The following is a 23,637-nucleotide window of genomic DNA, read 5'->3' as shown; positions in this document are numbered from 1 at the left end:
GGGTAAGCAAGAAACTGTATGAAGTTCACTGACAGATTGACCGCAGTCCTCCAGTCGCGGGTGTCCAGGGTCGTGGCCGTCCTCATCGTGGCCGCGGTGGGCGCCTGGCTCGGCATTTTCCTCAGCGGGACCCTCAGGGCTCAGGTCGGTCCGGTAGAGACGGGTATGTCGCTCCGGCCCGCCTGGAACGGCGAGACGGTCGTGGACGCCAGCCCGCTGGGCACGCTCACGTTCCGCACGCACGACGCCCCGCTCAGACTCCGCATCTCGCTCGAGAACATCGACCAGGAACGCGCCAAGGCGCTCCTTGAGGACCCGCGCCTGGCGGACCGGCTGCCGGAGATCATCGAGCGCGACCTGCTGGACGGTGTCCGCCTGCTGCTGATCCGCTCGATGCTGTGCGCGGGAGCGGGGGCGCTGATCGCGAGCCTGCTGGTGTTCAGGCGGCCGCGGGTGGCGTTGCTCGGCTTGCTGGCCGCCTCGGTGGCCCTCGCCGGCACGAGCGCGTTCGCCGCGCTCACATTCCGCCCCAATTCGCTCGTCGAGCCTAGATACTCGGGCCTGATCGCCGCCGCGCCGTCGCTGGTGGGCAGCGCGGAGTCGATCGTGACGAAGTTCGAGTCGTACCGGTCACAGCTCACCAAGCTGGTCACGAACGTCTCGAAGCTGTACGACACGGTGTCGACCCTGCCGTTGTACGACGCGGACCCCAGATCCATCCGCGTCCTCCACATCTCGGACATCCACATCAACCCGATCGCCTGGAACGTCATCCGCTCCCTGAAGGACCAGTTCAAGGTCGACATGATCATCGACACGGGCGACATTTCCGACCACGGCACCAAAGCCGAGAACAAGTTCGTCGACGAGATCTCCACCCTCGGCGTCCCGTACGTCTACGTTCGCGGCAACCACGACTCGATGATCACCCAGAAAGCGGTCGCCAAGCAGAAGAACGCCATAGTTCTGGATGACAAGACCCAGAAGGTGGCAGGCCTGAACATCTACGGCTTGGGCGATCCCCGCTTCACCCCCGACAAGACCGTCGCCGTCGACTCGGACCCGGCCGTTCTGGCGGAGTTCGGCCGCTCACACGTGCCGCGGATGGGGAAGCCGGACGTGGTCGCCGTCCACGATCCGGAAGTCGGCCGCGGCTTCTCCGGTGCCACACCGATCATCCTCGCAGGTCACACCCACGAACGATCGACGACCGTGCTGCCCACGGGCACCCGCCTGCTGGTCCAGGGCTCCACGGGCGGGGCCGGCCTGCGTGCCCTCGAACACCCCCAGCCGACCCCCGTACAGGCCTCGGTCATGTACTTCGACAAGGAGACCAGACGCCTGCAGGCCTGGGACGACATCACGCTCGGGGGCCTCGGGGAGCAGTCGGTGTACATCCAGCGTCACGTGGAGCGTGACCCGGGACGTATGATTTCTCCAGCGCCAACGAACGCCCCGTCGCCAACGGGATCGATCACTGGCACGACAACGCCGGCCGCCGGTCCGCCACTTTGGCATCAAGGGCAATCGTCCCCTATGCTTCAGAGGTCTCCGACGGAAGGCGACAGGGAAAGTTCCTGAGCCCCCATCGTCTAGCGGCCTAGGACACCGCCCTTTCAAGGCGGCGGCACGGGTTCGAATCCCGTTGGGGGCACCGCAAAGCGCACCACAAAACGGTTGGTCGAAGGCCACCGAAGAACTGGTAAGCTAAGCGAGTCGCAAAGCAAGAAAGCAAGGTCCTGTAGAGCAGTTTGGAGTGCTCGCCACCCTGTCAAGGTGGAGGTCGCGGGTTCAAGTCCCGTCAGGACCGCTCTGGGTCAGGTAGCTCAGTTGGTACGAGCGTCCGCCTGAAAAGCGGAAGGTCGGCAGTTCGACCCTGCCCCTGACCACATTTTTTTGCCCCGAACGGATCATCGTTCGGGGCTTTTTGATCTTCTGAGACGGTTTATGGAGTGCGTGGATTCCGTCCTGATCGACTAGGAGCATCAGGTTCTGCTCCTGGGGGTACTGGTTGCCATTTCGGCTGGAATCTCGATGCGCTGAGCGGGTGGTTCGGAGCTCGGGCGCCGTTCAGCGTGATCTGTGGCAGGCCGAGGCAGAGCGCGGGAACGTGCCGGGCATGGCGCCTTGCGGCCCCGAGCGGCCTTGAGGGCCGTACGGGCAGAGCAATCAAGGCGGATCGGAGTCCGGGGCCGTACAGGCGCCCCGGACCCCGCCCCAGGTTGCTTCGTGATCAGGCGGTGGCGCCGCCGTCGATGACGAGGTCGTGGCCGACGGCGAATCCGGACTCGGGGGAGGCGAGCCACAGCACCGTGGCGGTGACCTCCTCCAGCGCGCCGACCCTGCCGAGCGGAATATGCGGAGCGAGACGGGCATCGCGTTCTTCGCGGCTCTCGCCGGGCCGCGACGACATCGGGGCGTCGCTGGCTCCGGGGCTGACCGCGTTGATACGGATGCCGTCATCGATGTGGTCGAGTGCCGCGGCGCGGGTCAGGAAGCTCACGCCCGCCTTGGAAGTGGCGTACGCGCTCGCTCCGCGAAGCCTGCGATGGGCGCCGATGTTGGAGGAGGTGTTGACGATCGTGCCTCCGCCATGGGAGCGCATGTGCTGAATCTCATATTTCATCGACAGGAACACACCGGTCAGGTTGACGTCCAGCACGTTGCGCCAGCCGTCGACGTCGAGGTCGGCGAGCGGAGCGGCCTGGCCGAAGATACCGGCGTTGTTGTGTGCGACGTGCAGGCCGCCGTGACGCTCCACGGTCGTCGCCACCATCCGGGCGACGTCCTCCTGCCTGGTGACGTCGGCGATGACGAGGCTCGCTCGCCCGTTCTCGGCCTCGATCAGCTTGACCGTCTGGTCGAGGTTCTCCGCGTCACGTCCGGAGACGACGACGGTGGCGCCCTCACGGGCGAAGGCCCGGGCGGTCTCCCGGCCGATGCCGGAGCCACCGCCGGTGACGAGGACGACCTTGTCGATGAATCGAGCGGTCATGATGTTCTCCTTTTATCGAGGGGTGCGCAGCAGTAGGGCTGCGATCGGGGCCATGAGGATGAAGGCGACAGCGGTGATGCCGAGCGCGAAGCCGTAACCGTGGGTGGCGTCACCGGCTTGTGCGGCGGCCAGTGACACCAGTAGGGAGAGGCCGAGGGTCGGTCCGATCTCCATTGCCGTGTTGACCACGCCACCGGCGAGCCCGGCCTGCTCGTCGGGTACGTCGGTGACCGCGGCCACGGTCGCGCCGGCGAACGTCAGGGCGATACCGAAAGGCAGGACCAGCAGCCCGGCGATGAGAGCGCCGTCGAACCTGCCGACCAGAACCAGCCCGGCGGCGGCCGTGATCAGGCCGGTCGTGAGAACGATCCGGATGCCGAAGCGCGCCAGCAGTCGCCCGGCGACCGCGCCCGTACCGATCAGGACCGCGCCGTACGGCAGGAACGCGGCGGAGGTCAGCAGCGGAGACAGACCGCGAACCTGCTGGAGATGCAGCGAGAGGAAGAAGAAACTGGTGGCCATGCCCGCCGAGCCGAGGACGATCGCCGCCAGGGCGACGGCTCTTCGCGGTGCGGCGAAGAACGCCGGCGGCACCAGAGGGGCGGCCGTACGGGATTCCACGATCATGAAGGCGAGAAGCAGGACGGCTCCGCCGATGAGCGGGCCGTACGAGCTCTCCACCAGCCCGTAGCTCAGTGTGGAGAGTCCTGCCGTCACCAGTGCGGCGCCGAGGATGTCGATGCGAGCACGCTCTACCGGGCGATCGGCGGGGAGCAGCCGGGGTGCCGCCACGAGGGCGAGGGCCGTGGCGATCACCGGCACGCCGAATGCCCACCGCCATGACGCCCACTCGGCGAACACGCCGGACAGCAGCGTGCCCCCGGTCGCACCGATGCCCGCCAGGCCGCCCCAGACGGCGGTGGCCCGGGCCCGCCTGTGAGGGTCGGGAAAGAGCACACCGAGCAGCGCCATTGCCGAGGGGGCCGTCAGGGCGGCGCCGATGCCCTGGGCGAACCGCGCGGTGAGGAGAAGGGCGAGCCCTGGGGCCAGGGCGGCCGCGGCCGAGGAGACCCCGAACAGGCCGAGGCCCAGCATGAGCACCCGTCGCCTGCCGTACAGGTCCGCCAGCCTGCCGCCGAGCAGGAGTAACCCGCTGAACGCCAGCCCGTACGCCGTGCTGACCAGCGCCAGGTCACCACCGCTGAGCCGCAACTCATCCTGGATCGCCAGCAGAGCGACGGAGACGACGGTGATACCCGAGATCAGCATGATCTGGACGGTGCCGAGCAGCGCGAAGGCGGGGGCGGTCGGCCTGGTGGGTGCGGGCGAGTCGGCCAGAGGGACTGTCACGGACTCCTCTTTTCCAGATCGATCGTTCCAGTATGAAGGCATGGAGGAGCGTCGTTGCAAGGGGCTCCGCGTCAGAGGGGAGTTGGGGCTAGTCGAGAGCGCGCAGCGCCTGAGTGGCGGCGTCGTAGAGGCGCTCGGGGTCGTTGGAGCTCTTGCCGATGACCCGCATGCCCTGCATCACGGTCAGCAGGAACCGGGCGAGCGCCCGGGGATCCTTCTCCTCGGCCAGCTCACCCTGGGCGCGGGCCCTGGTCAGCGCCGAGGTCAGCGTGGTCTCGATGAAGTCCCAGTTGGACTCCACGCGCCGGGCCATCGTGGGGTCGTGCGGCGCCACCTCCACGGCGGTGTTGACCACCAGGCAGCCGAGGCGTTTCTCGTCGTGCGCGGACTCATCGGCGAACCGCTCGACCAGCGCGCGTACGGCGGGCAGCACCGGCCCCGTTTGTGACAGCAGGCCGATGTAGTCGATGCCGTTCTGCAGGTAGCGCTCGTAGGCCTTCAGGTAGAGGTCGCGCTTGTTGCCGAAGGTGGCGTAGATGCTGGCTCTGCCGATCCCCAGGTGCTCGACGAGGTCGGCCATCGACGTCGCCTCGTACCCGCGCTCCCAGAACAGCTCCAGGGCTGCCTGCAGTGCCACGTCGGGATCGAACTCCTTGGTCCTTGCCACGGCGCCGAGCCTACGGTTATCTAGAACGACCTGTCAAATATGGTTCACTTCTGACGTCTCCAGAGCTTGCCCGTCGCCAGGTCGAGGTAGTAGACGCGTTTACTGTCGTAGGCGCGGACCAGGAAGGGGCCCTCCTTCGACCAGCCGAGGCCGATGTCGAGAGAATCGTCGTCGGGGAACTTGGGGACAACGCTGGACACACGCTTGCCGGTCTCTGGGGTGAAGGTGTCAACACGCGCCTCACCGCCTCGGATGGCCACGAAGCGGCTTCCGTCCGATCGGAGGTGGTACGTGTCCTCGGAAGCATCCTTCCTGAGGGGGAGGGCCATTCTCGTCTTTCCCTGATGGTCCAGAACGAGCACCTGAGACGCCGTCGTGACCACGATCCCGCTCTCGTTGAGGTCATGGACCTGTCGAGCACCGGGGATCGACAGCGTGGTCCAGTTCTTGGTGTCGGTGATCTGCGCGCCGTCCTTGGCCAGGGCGACATACCTGCTCTGGGCGGCGAACGTGGGCGTGGGCACTGCGGTGTCGGTCAGGCTGCCGGTGAGGTAATGGATTCCCCCGGCGTCCTGATACACCATGCGGCGATCATGTCTGCCCAGGTAGACGACGGCCTTCTTGTCGGAGCTGCGGACGAACGGCGCCCGCTGAGGTGCTCCGCCTTTTCCGACGATGTACGGCGCGGCCTGGGAAAATGGCGCCTCGTTCACCAGCCATGACCGGCAGGGGTCGTCCATTTGATTGGTCCACGGACAGGTAGGCCCCTTGTATTTGTCCACTGTCGCGAAAACCCCCATATGTTCTGGAAACGACTGGGGCATCGAGTATTCGGGCAGGTCGCGTTGCGGCGGTTGCCCAGGGATGAGCAGCGCCCCTGACAGGACGATCGCGGTTCCCGCGAGGTAGAGGGTCCGTGTTGACCATTTGCCGATGGCCAGTTCGGCTTGGGCCATGTCATCCGAGGCCTCGGGTGCCGGCCTGGCGCTCAGTTTCCGGGCGGCAAGGGGTACGGCTGCCGCCACGATAATCACGATGACGGCATGGGCCAGACGCGCCGGAGTGGTGCCCTGGGTCACCAGCAGATAGCCGTCTGCCACTACGGCGCCGCCCAAACCGAGCAGCCATGCTTTCCGATAGATATTCGCGTCGTCGTGAGCATGGAGCACCCGGACCGGCAGTCGTACATCGCGGAACACAGAAACGGCACACCACCCCACGACCAGATAGAACGGGTCATTGGTGAGGCAAGCCAAGGGAACAGCGAGGGTGAGGGCGATCAGCCGCCATCGGCGCAGGGCGGCGAAATGGTCGATGACCTGGCGGGCGTTGGCCTCTGTGACGGAAAGGCCAATCAGTGCGGCGAACCTGTTGAGTCGCTCTCGCGTGACCGGAACGGCTGCCGTCAGCAGGGTGATGGCGGAGACTATCCAAGAGATCACTGGAGGTATCGTCACGAAGTGCCACCATATATGGTGCTATATCGTGAGTTCAGACGATATATGGCGGCAATTTGGCATCGCCACGTGGCGCGCCCGGCGTGCGCGATTACTGGTCGCGGTGGCCAGTTGGCTGTCGCTCGTGATTATCGTCGTGGCCCCGTGGTGGTCAGCGGCGATTACCCCGCATATCCGCTGGGAGATCGACGAGTTCTTCGTCCGTGCGGAGGTGGACGAGAATGGTGTCCTGTCCACCAGGGCGTTCATCGAGCTCGAAAACGAGGGGCTGGCCTCCGTCACCCTCACCGATATCTCTATGGAAATTCCGGGCCTACGCTTGATACCTGCTGACAAGGCGGACGAGGAAAGTTCCGTGGTCACCTTGGAGAGGGGCGGCTCGGCGACCGTGAGTAGGCGCATCGTCATCACTGACTGCGCGGCGGTGCCACACGAGCCCCAGCCGATGCGCTTCACTTACCGAGCCTGGACGGGCTCAGGGTCAGCGGAGGCGCCGGCGGACTCATGGCAGCTGACAGGACCCACAGGAAGGATCCCGCTCGCCTGGCAGCGAGGCCTCGCCGACGATGTGTGCAATGACGCGGTGAGCCCGCGTTGGCCCTGACCGTCAGCTCATCCGTGGACGACGACCCGCCTGGAAGGTTGCGCCGCATGCCGCCCGTCACGAAGATCGCCCTCGGTTTCGTGTTCGCGTTCGGTGCCCTCCGTTTCAATGGCTTCGACCTGCTGTTCGACCCCGTTGGATGGGGATTGTGCGCGGCCGGACTGGCTGAGCTGCAGCGATCCGTCGACGATCCCTTCGGCCGGGCCAGGTCCTTTGCCGTCGCCGTGGCCTGCGCCTCGTTTGTCGCCATGCTCGCGTCCGGCGAGCGCTCAAGTCATTCCCTGACGTTCTCGCACGTGGTCGGCCTCGCCAGCACGGCCGGTGCCTTGGTCACCGTCTGGCTGGTGGTCGACGCCATCATCAGACGGATTCGTCCCTATGAAGACAGCTCCAGGGTCGCCCTCCTCGACGTGCTGCGCTGGGCCGTGGTCAGTCTGGGAGTGCTCGGCCTGCTGTCTGGGTACGGCTACGCCGACCTGGGAGTTGTCACGCCCATCGCCTGGTTCGCGACCGTCGTGATCCTGATCGTCGTGCTCTACCGTTCGGCCGAGCTGCCGTACTTGTCCCCAACATGAGAGCCCGTGGCCGATAGCGCGCTGTTACTGGGTTGTGCAGACGGTTCCGTTGAGGGTGAAGACGGCAGGTAGGACGTTCGGCCCGTTGTAGTTGCCGACGAAGCCGATCGAGGTCGACCCTCCGGTGGGCAGTGAGCCGTTTCCGGCCTCGTTGACGGCCTTGACGTCCGATCCGTTCTGCGTCCAGACGGCGCTCCAGCCGCCGCCCAGGCTCTGCCACGTTCGGGGCCAGCTGAAGTTCAGGGTCCAGCCGTTGATCGGCGCGCCGTTGTTGGTGATGTCGATGGCGCCGACGTAGCCGCTGGCCCAGTCGGTCTGGATGGTCAGCCGTACCGTGCAGGCGCTGGCAGCGGGCGTGCCGGTGGTGAACGTCAGCGGCGGGGAGGCCCACGAGAGGCCGCCGCCACTGTCCCGAGCGATCACGTTGAGCGTGTAGCGGGTGCCCGGATTGAGGTTGTTCACCGTGAGCGAGGTGCCGGCGGTCTCGCCGAGTTGCTCGCTGATGGCTCCGTTCTGGCGGTGGAGCTCGTACTTGACGATCGGGCGCGCGCCGGGGACGGCGGCGGGCCAGGAGATCGTGGCGGTCCTGTCCGTGACGTTGGCGGCGGTCGGCTGTCCCGGCGTGCCCGGACGTCCGGTTTGGGGGGTGGAGGGGTGCAGGACGATCGTGGTCAGCGAGAGCGGCGACAGTGTCTGGCTGGTCGCGCTTCCCGCTGTCGAGCTGGTGATGCTCGTGGCGCCGTTGGTGTGCGTCAGTACGGTCGGCGCTCCGGATGCCGGGCTGAAGCCGGAGTAGCTGATCGTGACGGGGTAGGACGTGTCGGACGACGTATTGATCAACAGGACGGACAGATCCCCGTTGGGGCGGCGGGCGGCGTGCGCGGTGACCTTCGCCTGGTCGGTCGCGGCCCGGATGAACTGGTCGCCGGGGCGGGCGAACTTGCTCATCATCTGGAGCGCGTAGTACGGCGCGAACGGTGTGTTCAGTGGCGGTTCGCAGACGCTGCCGTCGGAGGTGCACGTAGCGCTCGACAGCAGGCCGAAGTCTCCGTAATCGGTATGTCCCTCGACCTGAGTGACGTTGCCGATGCCGTTGTGGACGTTCCACCAGTCGACCGTGAACACCCCGTTCCCCAGCAGTGTCGCGTAGGCGTCGGCGGCGGCCAGCGCGCCGGGCTGCGTGTTGGTGCCGGCGCTGCTCGACCCGGTGTTGAACTCGGTCATGGCGATGCCGATCCGCTCAGAGCCGGACCCGGCGTACTTCGCGATCTGCTGACGGGTGAGCTGGATCATGTCGGGGACGTGGGCGGCCTTGTCGAGGGCGCCGGGGTACCAGTGCAGGATCACGAAGTCGATCTTCGGTCCGGCGATCGACAGGACGACCTTGTTCCAGGTGCCGTTGTCGCCGTCGGCGACGATGCCGTCGGGCCAGTTGGCGGCCGTGGTCAGCACCGCGCCGATCTTGATGGTGGGGTCGGCCGCCTTCATCGCGTCCGCGTAGGACACGACGTGGCGGGCGTACTCGGCCGGGCTCTTGTCGGCGTGGTTGTCCGCCTCCCAGTTGGCGCCGTAGTGGCCGTTGCCGTAGTTCTCGTTGCCGATCTCCCAGTACTTGACGCCGTAGCCCTTGGTGACGTTGGCGCTACGTACCCAGGCCGCGGCCTCCTCGGCGGTGCCGGTGCCGTAGTTGGCGGTCACCATCGGCTGGGCCCCGGTGCGACGGACACCACGCATGAAGGTGTCGAAGTCGGTGTTGGGCGCCACGTAGCCGCCGGGGGCGGTGTGGTCGGCCCAGTGGTAGATGTCCGAATAGGAGCCGCCGGGATAGCGCAGCAGCTTCACGCCGGCGTCCTTGAGCAGGTCGGCGGTCGCGTCGGTGCCCAGATTGGTGTCCCAGATCGCATGGTTGGCGGCGATGCCGGTTTCGGGGACGGTGGCAAGCGCGGCGCGGGCGTTGACGGTCACCGCGACCGGGGTGACCTCGTCGGCGTACGCCGTGGGGATGTTCAGGGCGGTCAGCGTCAGCAGGACGGCGGACGCTGCTCTTAGTGAGAATTTCGGCATCGGCGCACCTCGCCATGGATAGCGGCAATCACTCGACGCCTCCTTCCGACCCAGGAGGCACCATGATCGTGCGGGGTGGCGCCAGGCCCGTCAAACAACGGTGAAACTTTCACACCGGATGACGGCCACAGCCGTGCCGGCACGGCGAGGCGTGGCTCTATTAATGACCGATGGAAAAAGTCCAGCTCATTCAATGTAAGTAATTATCAACTGTGTATCGGTATTAGTCGCCCACGACAAATTCCTTGACAGCCGATCGGAGGGGGCGCTTTGCTTGGCCCAAGATCCGCCAAGGTGCGCGTACGCACATGATGGAGGCCTCCGTGCAGCCTGCTCAGACCCTGGTCATGCCCGGCACGGTGCGAGCCGCCCGGACGATCATGTGCGTTCAGATGGTCCTGACGCTCGTCCTGACCGCCATCCTGGCCCTGCTGTTCACACAGGTGGGCTGGAACGCCGCCGTCCTGCTCCCCCTGCTGTACGGAATCGCCAGCGCCGTGGTCATCGTGCTGGTGGTGGTCAAGATGAGCTCGCGCAGGAAGTGGGTGCGCTGGACGGGGATCGGCATCCAGGGCGTGAACGTGATCAGCTTCGTGGTGGGGGCGTTCACCGGCGCGCCGGGCGTGGGAGAGCTCCTGGGGCTCGGGCTGTCGGTGGCGGTCATCGCCCTGCTTCTTGTGCCGTCTTCCACAGCCTGGTTCGACGCCTGATCCGCCGGATGCTCGTCCCGGTCGGGCGAGCGGGCGGCTGCCGTGGCTCGCTATCCGTACGTGGGGTGCTGGGGCCAGCCGGGCGGGGAGTCCTCCCAGTCCTCCTGGCGGCCGTACGGGGTGAGGTCGAGGACGCTGTCCGCGAACGACGTGCCGTGCGACGAGACGAAGGGCAGCGTCCATCCCATCCGGGCTTTGTACGCCTCGTCTGCCATTCCTCGGCCGAAACAATCTTTGGTTTCTTCATCCATCGATTGTTCCCCGTGGCACCGACAGAACCGCCTCCGCATGCCATCGTGGACCGCCCTCGGCGCGCAACGCGGCCGCCCACGCTCGGCATCAACCTGCACACCGTGCTGCGGGGCTACCAGCGACTGCGCGATGATGGACCGATGGAAAAACGCTAATTGTATTTATCCAACCTGGTGGCGATCCGGTGATTGTCGTCGAACACCGAGGCGCGGTATCGCCCGCCAGATTGTGGATAGGGTGGCAGCCGCGATCATCGCAAGATGTCCGCATGTGGACACGCCTGGTCGGCAACCCGATCAAGCCAGTGATCGTCCCAGATTAGTCCTGCTTTATCGGTACTTATCTGGGAGCGCCTGTTGCTCAGACGTCTGCTCGTTTCCGCTGCTCTTATAAGCTCGGCGCTGGTCGCGCCCGTCGCGGCCGCCCTGCCTGTCTCCGCCGCCCAGGCGCACGTCAACGCGACGGCGATCGCCTGCACCTACCAGCGATCCGGCAACCATTGGAACTGCGTCACACCGGGCGCGTACTGCCCGAAAGCCGCTCACACCAAGTACGGATTCGCGAAGGTAACCAACCGTAAGTACCAGTGCAGCCAGTACAACAACGGCCAGTGGCGGTGGAAGCGGGTCTGAGCCCCCGTGCGAAACGACCGCCCCCGCCGAACAGGCGAGGGCGGTCGTTTCCCTAGGATTCAGAATGACGGCTTGCTGTCGGTCCAGCCGGCTTCCAGTACGGCTTGCGAGTACCACACGGTGCCGGGCTCGAAGGTGCTCTGGAGACCGGCGGGCTTCACCACCACGTTCTCGTACGCCAGGCCCCGCCCGGTCGCCTGGTCGAAGATCAGCCGGTTCTCCATGACACCGGAGCCCTTGGTGCGCTCCTCGATCGCCACGGCCGTGCCCTGGCGGCCTTCCGCGTCCGTGACGTTCTCGATGACGTCGACGGCGTCGAGGGCGGCGAGCATACGGAAGGCGGCGCCGCGTACCTGGGGTGTGACCGGCATGTCGGTGATCAACCCCGCGCTCACGCTGAAGAGCCAGGTGTCAGCCGGCGTCGGGTCGCTGCTGGATTCGGTGCTGTTCCTCTCGTACGAGCGCAGCAGCCATGCCTTGAGCTTGGCCGGGTCAGAGGGCAGGCCGCGCAGGTCCTTCGTGGTGACGTTGCGGCCGAGCCAGAACACCTTGTCCCCGTCGGTCAGGGGGCTGTGGCCGGTGCTCATCTTTCGGGGAGAGGTCGAGAGGGTCATCGGGCGTGGCTTGACCGGGATCTCGGCCGGGGAACCGGCCTGCTTCCACGCCTCCTCGTCCGCGGCGGTCGCCGGTCGCGCTCCGAGCGGCTTGGTGCTGCTCCACAGGTCCCCTCTGGTGGCGCTGGGCGTCCAGCGTTCGTTCCGCTGCCGGTCCATGACCAGGTAGTCCGCGCCCTCGACCGCGTACAGGGTCCGCTGGACGGTCGCGGTGTGCCAGTAGGCGCCCGTCCCGGCGGGCTGGCGGGCCGCCTTCGCGGCGGCGGTCAGCAGGATGTCCCGAGCCGACAGCCGCACCTTGGGCGTGGACGAGGCGACCGTCGCCGGGGCCGCGTCGGGCGCCCGCGGCGTCGTGCCGCCGGTGCCGGAGACCACGACGGCCACGGCGGTCGCGGCCGCGGCGGCGCCGACGAGGCTGAAACCCCACACCGGTCGTACGGTCCTGCGCTTCTGCCGCGCCGACCGCGGCCGGGACATGGCGTACGAGAGCTCCGCGGCCCTGGTGCGTTCGTCGACCGGCGTGTCGCCGAGGTGTGCGGGCCGGGCGGCCCGTAGTTCGTCGATGGGGTTCATGACCACTCCTCGCTGAGGTTCCGTACCCGGGTCCGGGACTGTCCCGCTGGTTCCATCGCCTGCTTGAGCCGCTTGCGCGCACGATGCAGCCGTACGCGGAAGGCGGCGGACGAGCAGCCGACGACACGGGCCGCGTCCTTGGGGGACAGGCCCTGCCAGGCGATCAGGAGAAGGACCTCCCGGTCGTCCTCCGGCAGCTCGGCCAGCGCCCGCAGTACGCCGAGCCGTTCGGTCACCTGGTCGGCCACGTCGCCCTCGGTCCAGGCCCGCAGCTCCGCGTTCAGCGCCTCCCGCCGGGTCTCCGCGCGGATGTTGTCCCGCAGGACGTTGCGGGCGACGCCGAGCAGCCATGGCAGGGCCGGTTCCGGTACGTCGTCCAGCCGCCGCCAGGCGATCGCGAACGTCTCGCTCACCACCTCGTCCGCCACCTGCCGGCCCGCGCGACTGACCACGTAAGCCCACACACGTTGCCGGCATCCGTCGTACATGCCGGTGAACCGGTGCGCATCATCCGTCACCGCCTCAGCCCCTTAATCCCGGACATCGTTCTTCTGACACCAGGAAGTGGTCCGAGCCTCCTCGTTGTTACGGCAATCCTGAAATATACGGACGGACTCCCGCGCAGACAGGGCCCCTATACGCTCGATGCCCAGGCAGCCGAGGGCGGGGGACGAACGTGGACGAACGGATCGAGCGAGCCAGACTGCTGTACGAGCGCGCCGTCTTCGACGGCGACGCCACGGCACTGGAGACAGCCGACCGGGAGCTGGACGCGGCCGAGGCGGATCTCGCCCTGGCCCGCGGCCGGATCGTTCACGGGCGATCCCTGGACGCGGAGAAGGAGGACCCGGCCGAACTGGCCCTGTTCGAGCGCGCGGCGCGGCTCTACCAAGCGCTCGGCGACGTGCGCGGCGAGGGCGAATCGCTGTTCTGGATCGGCGTCTTCCACCAGGTCGTCCGCCAGGACGACGGCACCGCCGTCCCCGTACTCGAACGCTCCCGCGAACTCGCCGCCCAGGCGGGCGACAAGCTGACCATGTCGTACGCGCTCAGGCACCTGGGCATCGCCGAGCACGTCGCCGGCCGGCTGGGCCCGGCCCGCGAACGGCTGGAGGAGTCGGTACGCCTGCGCCGCGAACTCGGCTTCCTGCCCGGCGTCGCCGCGAACCTGATCGGGCTGGCCTACATCACCGCCGCGGAAGGCCGCCGTGACGAGGCGCTGAAGGTGCTCGACGAGGCAGCCGAGCTCGCCGGGGCCACCGGCGCCCATAGCGTCCTGGGCTGGGTGGAGGAGGCGCGCAAGGCCCTTTGACCATACTACGTTTTACGTATTATTGTCCTCGGCATGCCCAAGAGATCATCGCTGGCGGCGATGGCGGCTTACCGTGCGAAGTGGGGCTTCAGCGTCTTCTCCGCGCTGATCTATCACAAGGGACGCGCTTCCGGCGACCGGCCGCTCGACCCCAACAGTTCGCTCAGGCTGGACCTGTCAGACACCCAGCGGCAGGCCTACGACAAGGCGTCGGACGCCTGCGAGGCGCAGGCGGTCGGGCAGGTGACGGGCAAGACCGTGACATCGGAGGGCGACTGGTTCGACCAGGTGGACAAGCTGCAGGCCCAGCGCGTCAAGCGCGAACTCGACGGTGACGGGCGGCTCGTCGAGCTGGCCTCGGCCATGGCCGACTGCATGGCGGGCAAGGGCTACCAGATCACCTCCAAGAACCCGACGTCCATCGTCGACTGGGGCGCCATGCTGTTCAGAAGGGAGATGCACGAGCTCGCTCGCAAAGAGGGAGGCGATGACGTTCCCCCCTACAACCCCAACATGTGGTACGCGCCGACTCACCTCCAGCCCGCCGCCGCACAGCGCTTCCTGGACCGGGAGATCAAGACGGCGCTTGACGACCTCGAATGCGGCAAGGCCTTCTACGTCGCCTACCTGCCCAGGGCCGAGGAGATCGTCCAGAGGACCCAGCTGGAGTTCGGGATGGACCCGGACTGATCGGTCAGAGATGGTCTAGGCGCAGCGGTCATGGGCGATGGCAACCAGCGCAACTCAGGGGGCGATCTCCAGCGATCGGCTTCGTGCGCGGCCGGGGGTCGCCTGAGCGACGCCCGCCAGCCGTACGATCACCGCCAGGCCGCCTTCAGGTCTGGTCGCGGCCGTGACCGTGCCGCCGTGCGCGTCGACGATGGCCCGGACGATGGACAGCCCGAGCCCCGACCCCCTGGCCGACCGCACCCGATCGGCGTGCAACCGGTGGAACGGCTCGAACAGGTCGTCCACCTCGTACGGCGAGACCGGCGGACCGGTGTTCTCCACCACGATGACGGCGCCGTCACCGTCGGGGCGGACGGTCACCCACACCTCGCCGTCGCGGACGTTGTACTTGATCGCGTTCTCCAGCAGGTTGAACACGCAGCGCTCCAGGAACAGCGGATCGCCCCCGGCGACGGCCTGACGCAGGTCCTCGTGCACGGTGACGTGCCGCTTCCCGGCCGCGAGCTCGATCTGCTCCAGCACGATCCGGACGATCTGCGGCAGCTCCACGGGCCTGCGCGCGGTCAGCTCCTGCTCCGACTGCGCGAGCAGCAGCAGGCCCTCGATCAACCGCTCGTAACGGGCGTTGGTGCCCAGCAGCGCCCGGGCCAGCGCCTTGAGATCCGGCGACGCAGCCGGCTCCTCCAGCGACACCTCCAGAATCGTCCGGTTGATCGCCAACGGCGTCCGCAACTCATGCGAGGCATTGCCGATGAACCTGCGCTGCGCCTCGAACACCCGATGCAACCGATCCAGCATCGCGTCGAACGTATCGGCCAGCCGCTTGACCTCATCATGCGGACCCCGCAACCCGATCCGCTCATGCAACGTGCTCTCCGACAACCGCCGCGCCGTCTCGGTCACCCGATCCAACGGCCGCAACGCCCGATCGGCCACCAGATAGCCGAGCACGAACGCGATGACCCCGATCAGGATCATGATGACGACCGAGGACCGCAGCATGTCACTCAGTACGGTGGCCGCCCCCTGCTCCACGTCGACCTGTACCTGCTTCATGGAGGGGCCGACGGTGGGCGGCTCCTTCGAAACAGCGATCATGGAGCCGCCGAACCTCGTGACGAACTGCGCGTTCAGCGCATTGGCGGTCAGCAGGTAGGTGACCCAGAGCAGCATCGATCCGGCGACGAAGAACAGCCCGCCGTACAGCAGGGCGAGCCGCATGCGCAGCCCGAGCCGGTCCCACGGCCGCGCACGCGTCACAGCCGGTAGCCCTTGCCGGGCACGTTCTGGACCGCGAGCGGCGCGCCGAGCTTCCTGCGCAGCGACGTGATCGTGACGCGCAGCACCCCGGTGCCGGTGTCGGCGTGCTCGTCCCAGACGCGCCTGCGCAGCTCGGCGGAGGTGACGAGGTCACCGCCGGCCAGCAGCAACTGCTCCAGGACGTCGAACTCCTTGCGGTTCAGCGCGACCGCCCGCTCGTCCCTGGTCACCGTACGGCGGCCGGGATCGAGCCGGATCCCGGCCCGTTCCAGCGCGGCCGGCGCGGCCCGGGAGGACCGGCGGGCCAGCGTCCGGATCCTGGCCACCAGCTCGGCGAACGCGAACGGCTTGACCAGATAGTCGTCGGCGCCCAGTGACAGCCCGTCCACCCGGTCGCGGACCTGCCCGGCGGCGGTCAGCATGAGGATCCGGCTGGAGCTGGCCAGCTCGCCGCAGACGTCGTCGCCGTGCACCTCGGGCAGGTCGCGGTCGAGGACGACGACGTCGTAGTCGACGTACGAGGCCAGGTTCAGCGCCTCCTGACCGTCGTAGGCCACGTCGACGGCCATCGCGTGCAGCCGCAGGCCGCGCGCGACCGCGTCGGCCAGCTCTTCCTCGTCTTCCACGACAAGCACTCGCATGTGGTCGAGCGTGGCGGGTCGGGTGTTAGCCGCGAGTAAGCGCCTTATCCGGGTTTAGCACGGGTGGGAGTGGAGTGGGCCCCGCATCCCGGGCGAGTGACCCGGGCTGCGAAGGAGCGGGTCATGAGAGTTCGACTGCTGCCTGTCGTACCCCTGCTGGCGTTAGCGCTGGCGGCGTGCGGACAGCGCGGCGCCGCCGACGACGGGATCGCCAGCGCGGGCAAGGGTACGGCCACGCCCACCGCGTCTAGCTCGGTGTCGGAGGCCGACCGGCAGGCGGCGCAGCTGAAGTTCACCCAGTGCATGCGGGAGCACGGCGTCAACATGCCCGACCCCGGGGCCGACGGCAAGATGCTGCTCAGACAGAAGAAGGGTGACGACCCCAGCAAGATGAAGAAGGCGACGGAGGCGTGCCAGCCCCTGCTGAAGGACGTGATCGGCGACAAGGTGAACCAGCCGATGGATCCGAAGCAACGGGACCAGATGGTGAAGTTCGCCCGGTGCATGCGGGAGCACGGTGTGGACATGCCGGACCCGGGGGCGCAGGGGGAGATCCGGATCAAGGTCGGCAAGGGTGGCGAAAAGAAGCTCAAGGAGGCGCAGGAAGCCTGTAAGAGCCTCGCTCCGGGCTTCGGTCCCGGTTTCCGGGCCAAGCCGTGAGGCGGCCCCTGGCCATCGCCGGCGCCGCCCTCCTCGCGGTCGCCGCCGCCTGGACGGCGCTGACCGTACTGAACCAGAGCGGCGGCACGGGCGCGGCGGCGCCGAGCAAGCCCTCGGTGCCCGCCACCGCGGAGATCACCAGGCAGGACCTGGTCGACACCAAGACCGTCAGCGGCGCGCTCACCTACTCCGGCGAGCGCGACCTCGCGGCCGGCTCCAGGGGCACCGTGACGCGGGTGGCCGCGGAGGGGGCGGTGATCCGCAGGGGACGCCCGCTGATCAGGATCGACCGGAAACCCCTCGTCCTGATGTACGGCAAGCTGCCGCTCTACAGGACGCTGCGTTCCGGCATGTCGGACGGCCCCGACGTCGAGCAGTTGGAGCGCAACCTCAAAGCGCTCGGCTACGGAGACGACCTCACCGTGGACGACCACTTCAGCTACGCGACGCGGCTGGCCGTCAAGGAGTGGCAGGACGACGTGGGACTGTCCGAGACCGGCGAGGTGGACGCCGCACAGGTGACGTTCCTGCCCTCGGCGGTACGGGTGACCGAGGCGAAGGCCGCGGTCGGTGGCAAGGCCGGTCCCGGCCAGACGGTCCTCACGGTCAGCGAGCTGCGGCGGCTGGTGCACGTGGACCTCGACACCGGCGACCAGGCGCTGGCCAAGAAGGGCGCCAAGGTGAGCGTGGAACTGCCCGGCGGCGAGCAGGCGGCCGGGAAGATCAGCGAGGTCGGCACGGTGGCCAAGAGCCAGGACGACAGCACCACCATCGACGTGGACATCACGCTGAACAAGCCCCCGAAGTCCAAGCTGGACCAGGCCCCGGTCGAGGTGGAGCTGGTCAGCGAGCGGCGCAAGAACGTGCTGAGCGTGCCGGTGGAGGCGCTGCTGGCGCTGCGCGAGGGCGGCTTCGGCGTCGAGGTGGTCGAGGGGGGCGCGACCCGCGTCGTGGAGGTTAAGGTCGGCGGCTTCGGCGGCAGCCGGGTCGAGATCAGCGGCGCGGGGCTGGCCGAGGGCATGAAGGTCGGGGTGCCCGCGACATGAGCGTTGTGGAGCTGCACGACGTGACCAAGGTCTACGAGGGTCACGTCGAGGCGCTGCGCGGGGTTGACCTGACGGTCGAGCGGGGTGAGCTGGTGGCCATCGTGGGGCCGTCGGGCTCCGGGAAATCCACCATGCTCCACATGATCGGCACCCTGGACCTGCCCACCACCGGGACCGTGCGCGTCGCCGAGTACGACATCGCCGAACTCTCCGACCGGGAGCTGTCCGCGCTGCGGGCGCGACATCTGGGGTTCGTCTTCCAGCAGTTCCATCTGGCTCCGGGAGTGAGCGCGCTGGACAACGTGGCCGACGGCCTGCTGTACAGCGGCATCGGGCTGCGGGCCAGACGCGAGCTGGCCGCCTCCGCCCTGGAACGGGTGGGCCTCGGCCACCGGCTGGGCCACCGGCCGAACCAGCTCTCGGGCGGCGAACAGCAGCGGGTGGCCGTGGCCCGCGCCGTCGCCGGTGACCCGCCGCTGCTGCTGGCCGACGAGCCGACGGGGAACCTGGACTCCGCCTCGGGCGCCGAGGTGCTGACGGTTCTGGGCGGGTTGCACGCGGCCGGTACGACCATCGCGATCATCACCCATGACGCGGAGATCGCCGCCTGGTGCCACCGCCAGGTCAGGCTCCGCGACGGCCGGATCGTCGCCGACCTCACACGGGCCGCCGGTCCAGAGCGGGTCGCCGGTCCGGAGCGGGCCGCCGGTCCAGAGCAGGTCGCTGGTTTCGGGCAAGGAGCTCCAGAGTGACGCGTAACCGGCTGACGCCCGCCCGGCTCGGCTTCGCCGACGTGCTGCGGGTCGGCGCGGCAGGGCTCAGCACCCGCCCGACGAGAGTGATCCTGTCGGCGCTCGGCATCGCCATCGGCATCGCGACGATGATCGCGGTGATCGGCATCTCAGCGTCCTCCCGCGAGCAGCTCCTGCGCCAGCTCGACCGGCTCGGCACCAACCTGCTGACCGTCTCGGCCGGCCAGACCATGTTCGGCAAGGAGGCCGAACTGCCCACCGGCGCGGTCGCCATGGTCGAGCGCATCGGCCCGGTCCGTACGGCCGGCGCCACCGGAGCCATCACCGCCACCGTGCGGCGCACCCGCTACATCCCCGAGGAGGTAACCGGCGGCATCGCCGTACAGGCGGCGACCACCGGCCTGCTCGCCACACTGGAGGGCGGCGTGACGAAGGGCGCCTGGCTGAACGCCGCCACCGAGCGGCAACCCGTCGTCGTCCTGGGCGCCAAGGCCGCGGAGACGCTCGGCATCTCCAGGACCGGCGTACGGGTGTGGATGGGCGGCCGGTGGTTCACCGTGGTCGGCATCCTGACCCCGATGCCGCTCGCCCCGGAGATCGAGCGGTCGGCGCTGGTCGGGTTCCCGGCCGGGGCGGAGCTGCTGGGCTTCGACGGCCACCCGTCGACGATCTACGAGCGGTCGACGGAGGAGTCGGTGGAGGGCGTACGAGGAGTGCTCCCGCGTACGGTCAACCCGGAGAACCCGGAGGAGGTCAACGTCAGTCGGCCGTCCGACGCGCTGGCGGCCAGGGCGGCCGCCGCGGGCGCGTTCACGAACCTGCTGCTCGGCCTCGGCGCGGTCGCGCTGCTGGTCGGCGGCGTGGGCGTGGCGAACACCATGGTGATCTCGGTGCTGGAACGACGCAGCGAGATCGGCCTGCGCCGCTCGCTCGGCGCGACGCGTGGGCAGGTGCGGGTCCAGTTCCTGGCGGAGTCGCTGCTGCTGTCCGTGCTGGGCGGGGTCGTCGGGGCGGTACTGGGCGCGCTGGCCACCACCGGCTACGCGCTGTCACGCGGCTGGCCGGCCGTGGTGCCGCCGTGGGCGCTCGGTGGCGCGATCGCCGCCACACTCGTCATCGGCACGATCGCCGGCCTCTACCCGGCCATGCGAGCCGCCCGCCTGTCCCCGACGGTCGCCCTGACGACCACCTGACAGTGGCGCTAGGACGCGCGGGTCGCGCGGTCGAACGTCTCGACCAACTCCGCCGCGCACAGCTCCGGATCCAGCCCGTCGACCAGCCGGTCGGCCACGGCGTCGACCGCGGCCCGCAGCGTCGTGGCCATGATCGCCGAGTCGAACGACCGGAACGTCCCCGTACGCCGGCCATCATCGAAAAACGCCACCAATCGGGCGATCGCCGCGTCCCGCTCCTGGCCGCCGAGCTGAGCGGAGTTGGCGGCGATCTGCTGAACGGCCCGCACATGGTCGGGATGGGCGGCGACGAAGGCCACGTTCGACCGGATGTACGCCTGGAGCAGGTCGCGGGCGCCGTCGGCGGCGTCGAGCGCGGGCCGCATGAAGGCGGCCGCGTCGTCCACGACCTTGCGGACCACGGCCGCCAGCAGCTCGTCCTTGCTGGAGAAGTGGTAGGAGATGAGCCGCTTGCTGCTGAGCCCGGCATGCTCGCAGATGGCCTCGAAGGTCGTCGCGGCGTAACCGCGTCCGGCCAGCAGGGCGATCGTGGCCTGAGTGATCTGGGCCTTGCGTGCCTCAGTCGCCGCGTGACGAGCTGTCTCCATGTCATCCGAGCTTGCCACGCTTCGGGTACGCCTGCCGTACGGCCCGGCGGTTGACGAGCGTCGCGACGGCCACCAGCAGCACCCCGACCAGGCCCTGCTCGACCCGCATCCACAGCGGGTAGCCGCTGGACGGGACGGCCACGATGAGCAGGATCCCGATGGGGGCGATGGTCGCTACGAAGCGGATGCGGATGTAGGCGGCCCGCCTGCCCTTCTCGGCCTGGCCGGTCAGCGCGATGAGCCAGGCGGCAGCGGCGGCCACCGCCACGCCGCGTACCCACACCACCCAGTCCCCGCCGACGATGGCCGCCACCCCGAGGGCCAGGACCGAGACGGCGAGCATGACGACGAAGAGCGTCCTGACGGGCGTCCAGATTTTGTTATCCATGCGAGTAAATTTATCCATGCGGATAACGATTGGCAAGGGCTGATCGGTACAGCGCCAGCCGTACCGATCACTTGCTCATTACATGTTGATCATGTGGCCCGCGAGGCCGTGGATCGCTTCCTTGACCGCTTCGCCGAGCGTGGGGTGGGCGTGCACGTTGCGCGCGACCTCGTGCACGGTGAGGTCCCACTGCTGGGCCAGCGTCAGCTCGGGCAGCAGCTCCGTCACCTCGGGGCCGATCAGGTGCGCGCCGAGCAGCTCGCCGTACTGGTTGTCGCTGACGATCTTGACGAAGCCGGCCGTGTCGCCCAGGCCGTGGGCCTTGCCGTTCGCGGTGAACGGGAACTTGGCCACCTTCACGTCATAGCCCAGGTCACGGGCCTGCGCCTCGGTGTGGCCGAAGCTGGCCACCTGCGGCTGGCAGTACGTGGCCCGGGGGATCATCACGTAGTCGAGCTCCATGGTCTCCGCGTCGCCGATCGTCTCGGCCGCGATGATGCCCATGGACTCGGCGGCGTGCGCCAGCATCAGCTTGGCGGTGACGTCGCCGATGGCGAAGATGTGCGGCACGTTCGTCCGGCACCGGCCGTCGATCGCGATCGCGCCCCGGTCGGTGAGGGCCACGCCGGTCTTCTCCAGGCCGTAGCCGTCTACGCGCGGTGCGAAGCCGATGGCCTGCAGCACCTTGTCGGCCTCGAGCACCTGCTGCTGCCCGTCGCGGGTGACGGTCACCTTGACCGAGGCGCCGGTGTCGTCGATGCCGTCGACGCGGGTGGAGGTGAGCACCTCGATGCCGAGCCGCTTGTAGCGCTTGGCCAGCTCGGCCGAGACCTCCTCGTCCTCCAGCGGGACCATGCGGTCGAGGAACTCCACGATCGTCACCTTGACGCCGTAGTTGTGCAGGACGTACGCGAACTCCACCCCGATCGCGCCCGCGCCCGCGATGATGATGCTGCCGGGGAGCTGATCGGTCATGATCTGCTCCTCGTACGTCACCACCCGCTCCGACAGCGACGTGCCCGGGATCAGCCTGGTGGTGGCCCCGGTGGCGATGATGCAGGTGGCGAAGGTGATCGTCTCGTCGTTCACCTGGATCGTGTTGGCGTCGAGGAACGTGCCGCGGCCGTCGTACTCCGTGATGGCGTTCTTCTTCATCAGGTAGTGGACGCCCTTGACCCGTCCGTCGGCCACCTTGCGGCTGCGCTGGAAGGCGGCGCCGTAGTCGAAGCTGACCTCGCCGGTGATGCCGAAGGTCTTGGCCTCGTTGTGGAAAATGTGCGCGAGCTCGGCGTTGCGCAGCAGCGCCTTGGACGGGATACAGCCCACGTTCAGGCAGACGCCACCCCAGTACTTCTCCTCGATGACCGCTGCGCGCAGCCCGAGCTGGGCGGCGCGGACCGCGGCCGTGTACCCTCCGGGACCCGCGCCGAGAACGACGACGTCATAGTGAGTGCTCATGAGTCGGACCATACCGTCCACCTAGCGCTACCCCTGAACCTCGCCCCTGCGCCAATGACCCGGCCGATCCCGCTCGGTTGGATCTAGGCATGACCGAATTCCCCGGACGGTGGGCCGAAGGCGTCAGCCTCGTGATCGCGCCGGTCCTCATGCTGGTGGGCGTGCTGCTGCGCCTGCCGTACGACGCCTTCTTCCCCCGCCAGCTCGCGGCCTTCGCCGGGAACGCGGCGCTGATGACCGCCTCCTACAGTTGCTTCGCCGCGGGCAACGTGCTGCTCTGGCCCGGCGTGCTCGGCCTCGTGCGGCGCTCGCCCGGCTCGCGGTGGGTGCTGTGGGGCGGGGTGATGGTGATGCTGGGCCTGTTCGAGCGGACCTTCCACGCCGGGGTCAGCCATCTGGCGTTCCAACTGGTCTCCGTCGAGGGCCTTCCGGCCGCGCGGCAGGCGGTGGCGGACTCTTACGGCGCCTTCCACGTCTTCGCCTCGCTCAGCGTGGCGCTGTTCTTCGGCTGGATCGTGCTCGCTGTCGGCCTGTGGCGGGCCGGCACGCTGGATGTCGTACGGGCGGTCGCCCTCGGCCTCATGTCCGCGCTGCCGATCGGCGTGCTCAAGGGCACCGGCGTGATGTCGATCGTGGCCACCGCGGGCCTGTGCGTCGCGCTCGTACCCTTCGGCGTCAAGATCCTGCGCGACGGCCCCGCGCCGAAGTGGTGGGCGTTCCCGCTGGCCCTCGCGATCGGCGCGGGCGCGGTGGTGCTCGGCACCCTCGGCTAGAACACGGCTAGAACTCCACCTTGTACGGCAGCGCCAGCTCGTCCGCCGGGACCCCGCGGATGCCCCAGTTGACCTTGGGCATCTCGATGATCGTGATCTCCACGTCCTCGGCGGCGAGCCCGGATCTGTCGTAGATCGTCCGGATCAGCGCCCGTTTGGCGTCGTCGCTGCGGCCGGTGAAGCAGACCACCTCGATGATCAGGTAGTCCGGGCCGCGCTGCGGGCACACGAAGTCCTCGGCGTCGAGCAGCAGGAACCGGTGGAACCGCTTGTCCTCCGGCAGCCCCCACGCGCTCACCACACAGGAGTGCAGGAGGTCCGAGAGCTCCCGCTGCCGCCCGGCCCACACGTCCCGCCGGCCATAGATCTTGAGCTGCGCCATGC

26 protein-coding genes and 3 tRNA genes are annotated in these 23,637 nt (G+C 68.2%); 15 read left to right on the top strand and 14 right to left on the bottom strand.

Annotated features, from left to right (window positions below):
• The first annotated feature begins 36 nt into the window (after positions 1-36).
• The 4 genes from KLK06_RS53425 to KLK06_RS53410 all read left to right on the top strand — a co-directional run bounded on the left by KLK06_RS53425 (position 37) and on the right by KLK06_RS53410 (position 1,889).
• Positions 37-1,581 carry a metallophosphoesterase gene (locus KLK06_RS53425; protein ID WP_250907459.1) on the top strand — a complete coding sequence of 515 codons (1,545 nt, stop codon included), beginning with the start codon at positions 37-39 and terminating at the stop codon, positions 1,579-1,581.
• Positions 1,582-1,654 (top strand) — tRNA-Glu (locus tag KLK06_RS53420). It begins immediately after the preceding gene.
• 81 nt (positions 1,655-1,735) lie between these two features.
• Positions 1,736-1,810, top strand: a tRNA-Asp gene (locus KLK06_RS53415).
• A 5-nt stretch (positions 1,811-1,815) separates the two neighbouring features.
• A tRNA-Phe gene (locus tag KLK06_RS53410) sits at positions 1,816-1,889 on the top strand.
• Positions 1,890-2,233: 344 nt separating this feature from the next.
• On the opposite strand, the gene KLK06_RS53405 is transcribed toward KLK06_RS53410, so the two are convergent.
• The 4 genes from KLK06_RS53405 to KLK06_RS53390 form a co-directional block, all read right to left on the bottom strand.
• Positions 2,234-2,995 (bottom strand): SDR family NAD(P)-dependent oxidoreductase, encoded by a 762-nt coding sequence (locus tag KLK06_RS53405; RefSeq protein WP_214643563.1) that lies wholly within the window; start codon positions 2,993-2,995, stop codon positions 2,234-2,236.
• Positions 2,996-3,007: 12 nt separating this feature from the next.
• Entirely contained in the window at positions 3,008-4,345 is a 1,338-nt protein-coding gene (locus KLK06_RS53400; RefSeq protein WP_214643562.1) for an MFS transporter, read from the bottom strand.
• An 88-nt stretch (positions 4,346-4,433) separates the two neighbouring features.
• Positions 4,434-5,012, bottom strand: a complete 579-nt coding sequence (locus KLK06_RS53395) for a TetR/AcrR family transcriptional regulator (RefSeq protein ID WP_214643561.1) — start codon at positions 5,010-5,012, stop codon at positions 4,434-4,436.
• A 44-nt stretch (positions 5,013-5,056) separates the two neighbouring features.
• Positions 5,057-6,469 (bottom strand): hypothetical protein, encoded by a 1,413-nt coding sequence (locus KLK06_RS53390; protein WP_214643560.1) that lies wholly within the window; start codon positions 6,467-6,469, stop codon positions 5,057-5,059.
• A 28-nt stretch (positions 6,470-6,497) separates the two neighbouring features.
• Between KLK06_RS53390 and KLK06_RS53385 the strand changes: the two genes are divergently transcribed.
• On the top strand, positions 6,498-7,073 hold the full coding sequence (locus tag KLK06_RS53385; protein ID WP_214643559.1) for a hypothetical protein: 576 nt from the start codon (positions 6,498-6,500) through the stop codon (positions 7,071-7,073).
• A gap of 14 nt (positions 7,074-7,087) precedes the next feature.
• Positions 7,088-7,648, top strand: a complete 561-nt coding sequence (locus tag KLK06_RS53380) for a hypothetical protein (RefSeq protein ID WP_214643558.1) — start codon at positions 7,088-7,090, stop codon at positions 7,646-7,648.
• Positions 7,649-7,672: 24 nt separating this feature from the next.
• Here the strand turns inward: KLK06_RS53380 and KLK06_RS53375 are convergent, their stop codons facing one another.
• On the bottom strand, positions 7,673-9,712 hold the full coding sequence (locus tag KLK06_RS53375; RefSeq protein ID WP_214643557.1) for a cellulose binding domain-containing protein: 2,040 nt from the start codon (positions 9,710-9,712) through the stop codon (positions 7,673-7,675).
• Between the two features lie 308 nt (positions 9,713-10,020).
• On the opposite strand from KLK06_RS53375, the gene KLK06_RS53370 reads away from it, so the two are divergent.
• Entirely contained in the window at positions 10,021-10,422 is a 402-nt protein-coding gene (locus KLK06_RS53370) for a hypothetical protein (RefSeq protein WP_214643556.1), read from the top strand.
• A 50-nt stretch (positions 10,423-10,472) separates the two neighbouring features.
• Here KLK06_RS53370 and KLK06_RS53365 read toward each other — a convergent pair whose 3' ends face one another.
• Entirely contained in the window at positions 10,473-10,610 is a 138-nt protein-coding gene (locus tag KLK06_RS53365; RefSeq protein ID WP_214643555.1) for a DUF899 domain-containing protein, read from the bottom strand.
• A gap of 420 nt (positions 10,611-11,030) precedes the next feature.
• Between KLK06_RS53365 and KLK06_RS53360 the strand changes: the two genes are divergently transcribed.
• Entirely contained in the window at positions 11,031-11,306 is a 276-nt protein-coding gene (locus tag KLK06_RS53360; protein ID WP_214643554.1) for a hypothetical protein, read from the top strand.
• A gap of 59 nt (positions 11,307-11,365) precedes the next feature.
• On the opposite strand, the gene KLK06_RS53355 is transcribed toward KLK06_RS53360, so the two are convergent.
• Together KLK06_RS53355 and KLK06_RS53350 are read right to left on the bottom strand one after the other, a co-directional pair.
• Positions 11,366-12,493, bottom strand: a complete 1,128-nt coding sequence (locus KLK06_RS53355; protein ID WP_214643553.1) for a CU044_5270 family protein — start codon at positions 12,491-12,493, stop codon at positions 11,366-11,368.
• Positions 12,490-13,011: a sigma-70 family RNA polymerase sigma factor gene (locus KLK06_RS53350; RefSeq protein ID WP_308168894.1), complete on the bottom strand. Its 522-nt coding sequence runs from the start codon at positions 13,009-13,011 to the stop codon at positions 12,490-12,492. The genes KLK06_RS53355 and KLK06_RS53350 overlap by 4 nt, the downstream gene beginning before the upstream one ends.
• Positions 13,012-13,169: 158 nt before the next feature.
• Here KLK06_RS53350 and KLK06_RS53345 point away from each other — a divergent pair, with 158 nt between their 5' ends.
• Both KLK06_RS53345 and KLK06_RS53340 read left to right on the top strand, forming a co-directional pair.
• On the top strand, positions 13,170-13,805 hold the full coding sequence (locus tag KLK06_RS53345) for a hypothetical protein (RefSeq protein ID WP_214643552.1): 636 nt from the start codon (positions 13,170-13,172) through the stop codon (positions 13,803-13,805).
• 33 nt (positions 13,806-13,838) lie between these two features.
• Positions 13,839-14,495 carry a hypothetical protein gene (locus KLK06_RS53340; RefSeq protein WP_214643551.1) on the top strand — a complete coding sequence of 219 codons (657 nt, stop codon included), beginning with the start codon at positions 13,839-13,841 and terminating at the stop codon, positions 14,493-14,495.
• Between the two features lie 54 nt (positions 14,496-14,549).
• Here the strand turns inward: KLK06_RS53340 and KLK06_RS53335 are convergent, their stop codons facing one another.
• Together KLK06_RS53335 and KLK06_RS53330 are read right to left on the bottom strand one after the other, a co-directional pair.
• Positions 14,550-15,755, bottom strand: coding sequence for a HAMP domain-containing sensor histidine kinase (locus KLK06_RS53335; RefSeq protein WP_308168893.1), 1,206 nt, complete (start codon positions 15,753-15,755; stop codon positions 14,550-14,552).
• Positions 15,752-16,396, bottom strand: a complete 645-nt coding sequence (locus KLK06_RS53330; RefSeq protein WP_214643550.1) for a response regulator transcription factor — start codon at positions 16,394-16,396, stop codon at positions 15,752-15,754. The genes KLK06_RS53335 and KLK06_RS53330 overlap by 4 nt, the downstream gene beginning before the upstream one ends.
• A 123-nt stretch (positions 16,397-16,519) precedes the next feature.
• Here KLK06_RS53330 and KLK06_RS53325 point away from each other — a divergent pair, with 123 nt between their 5' ends.
• The 4 genes from KLK06_RS53325 to KLK06_RS53310 are packed head-to-tail and all read left to right on the top strand — an operon-like array spanning position 16,520 to position 20,047.
• On the top strand, positions 16,520-17,056 hold the full coding sequence (locus KLK06_RS53325) for a hypothetical protein (RefSeq protein WP_214643549.1): 537 nt from the start codon (positions 16,520-16,522) through the stop codon (positions 17,054-17,056).
• Positions 17,053-18,102, top strand: a complete 1,050-nt coding sequence (locus KLK06_RS53320) for a peptidoglycan-binding protein (RefSeq protein ID WP_214643548.1) — start codon at positions 17,053-17,055, stop codon at positions 18,100-18,102. The genes KLK06_RS53325 and KLK06_RS53320 overlap by 4 nt, the downstream gene beginning before the upstream one ends.
• Positions 18,099-18,854: an ABC transporter ATP-binding protein gene (locus tag KLK06_RS53315; protein ID WP_214643547.1), complete on the top strand. Its 756-nt coding sequence runs from the start codon at positions 18,099-18,101 to the stop codon at positions 18,852-18,854. Before KLK06_RS53320 ends, KLK06_RS53315 begins: the two co-directional genes overlap by 4 nt.
• Positions 18,851-20,047: an ABC transporter permease gene (locus KLK06_RS53310; RefSeq protein ID WP_214643546.1), complete on the top strand. Its 1,197-nt coding sequence runs from the start codon at positions 18,851-18,853 to the stop codon at positions 20,045-20,047. Before KLK06_RS53315 ends, KLK06_RS53310 begins: the two co-directional genes overlap by 4 nt.
• A gap of 8 nt (positions 20,048-20,055) precedes the next feature.
• Here the strand turns inward: KLK06_RS53310 and KLK06_RS53305 are convergent, their stop codons facing one another.
• The 3 genes from KLK06_RS53305 to lpdA all read right to left on the bottom strand — a co-directional run bounded on the left by KLK06_RS53305 (position 20,056) and on the right by lpdA (position 22,480).
• Complete coding sequence (locus tag KLK06_RS53305) at positions 20,056-20,634, bottom strand: TetR/AcrR family transcriptional regulator (RefSeq protein ID WP_214643545.1); 579 nt, start codon at positions 20,632-20,634, stop codon at positions 20,056-20,058.
• A 1-nt stretch (position 20,635) separates the two neighbouring features.
• Positions 20,636-21,022 carry a hypothetical protein gene (locus KLK06_RS53300; protein ID WP_214643544.1) on the bottom strand — a complete coding sequence of 129 codons (387 nt, stop codon included), beginning with the start codon at positions 21,020-21,022 and terminating at the stop codon, positions 20,636-20,638.
• Between the two features lie 78 nt (positions 21,023-21,100).
• Entirely contained in the window at positions 21,101-22,480 is a 1,380-nt protein-coding gene (lpdA, locus tag KLK06_RS53295; protein WP_214643543.1) for a dihydrolipoyl dehydrogenase, read from the bottom strand.
• A gap of 89 nt (positions 22,481-22,569) precedes the next feature.
• On the opposite strand from lpdA, the gene KLK06_RS53290 reads away from it, so the two are divergent.
• A complete protein-coding gene (locus KLK06_RS53290) occupies positions 22,570-23,253 on the top strand; it encodes a hypothetical protein (protein WP_214643542.1) in 684 nt (227 codons plus the stop codon).
• 7 nt (positions 23,254-23,260) lie between these two features.
• On the opposite strand, the gene KLK06_RS53285 is transcribed toward KLK06_RS53290, so the two are convergent.
• On the bottom strand, positions 23,261-23,635 hold the full coding sequence (locus KLK06_RS53285; RefSeq protein WP_214643541.1) for a tautomerase family protein: 375 nt from the start codon (positions 23,633-23,635) through the stop codon (positions 23,261-23,263).
• Positions 23,636-23,637: the final 2 nt, after the last annotated feature.

Source organism: Nonomuraea sp. NEAU-A123, assembly GCF_018603905.1.
GTDB lineage: Bacteria > Actinomycetota > Actinomycetes > Streptosporangiales > Streptosporangiaceae > Nonomuraea.
This window is presented reverse-complemented; position numbering and strand designations above follow the sequence as displayed.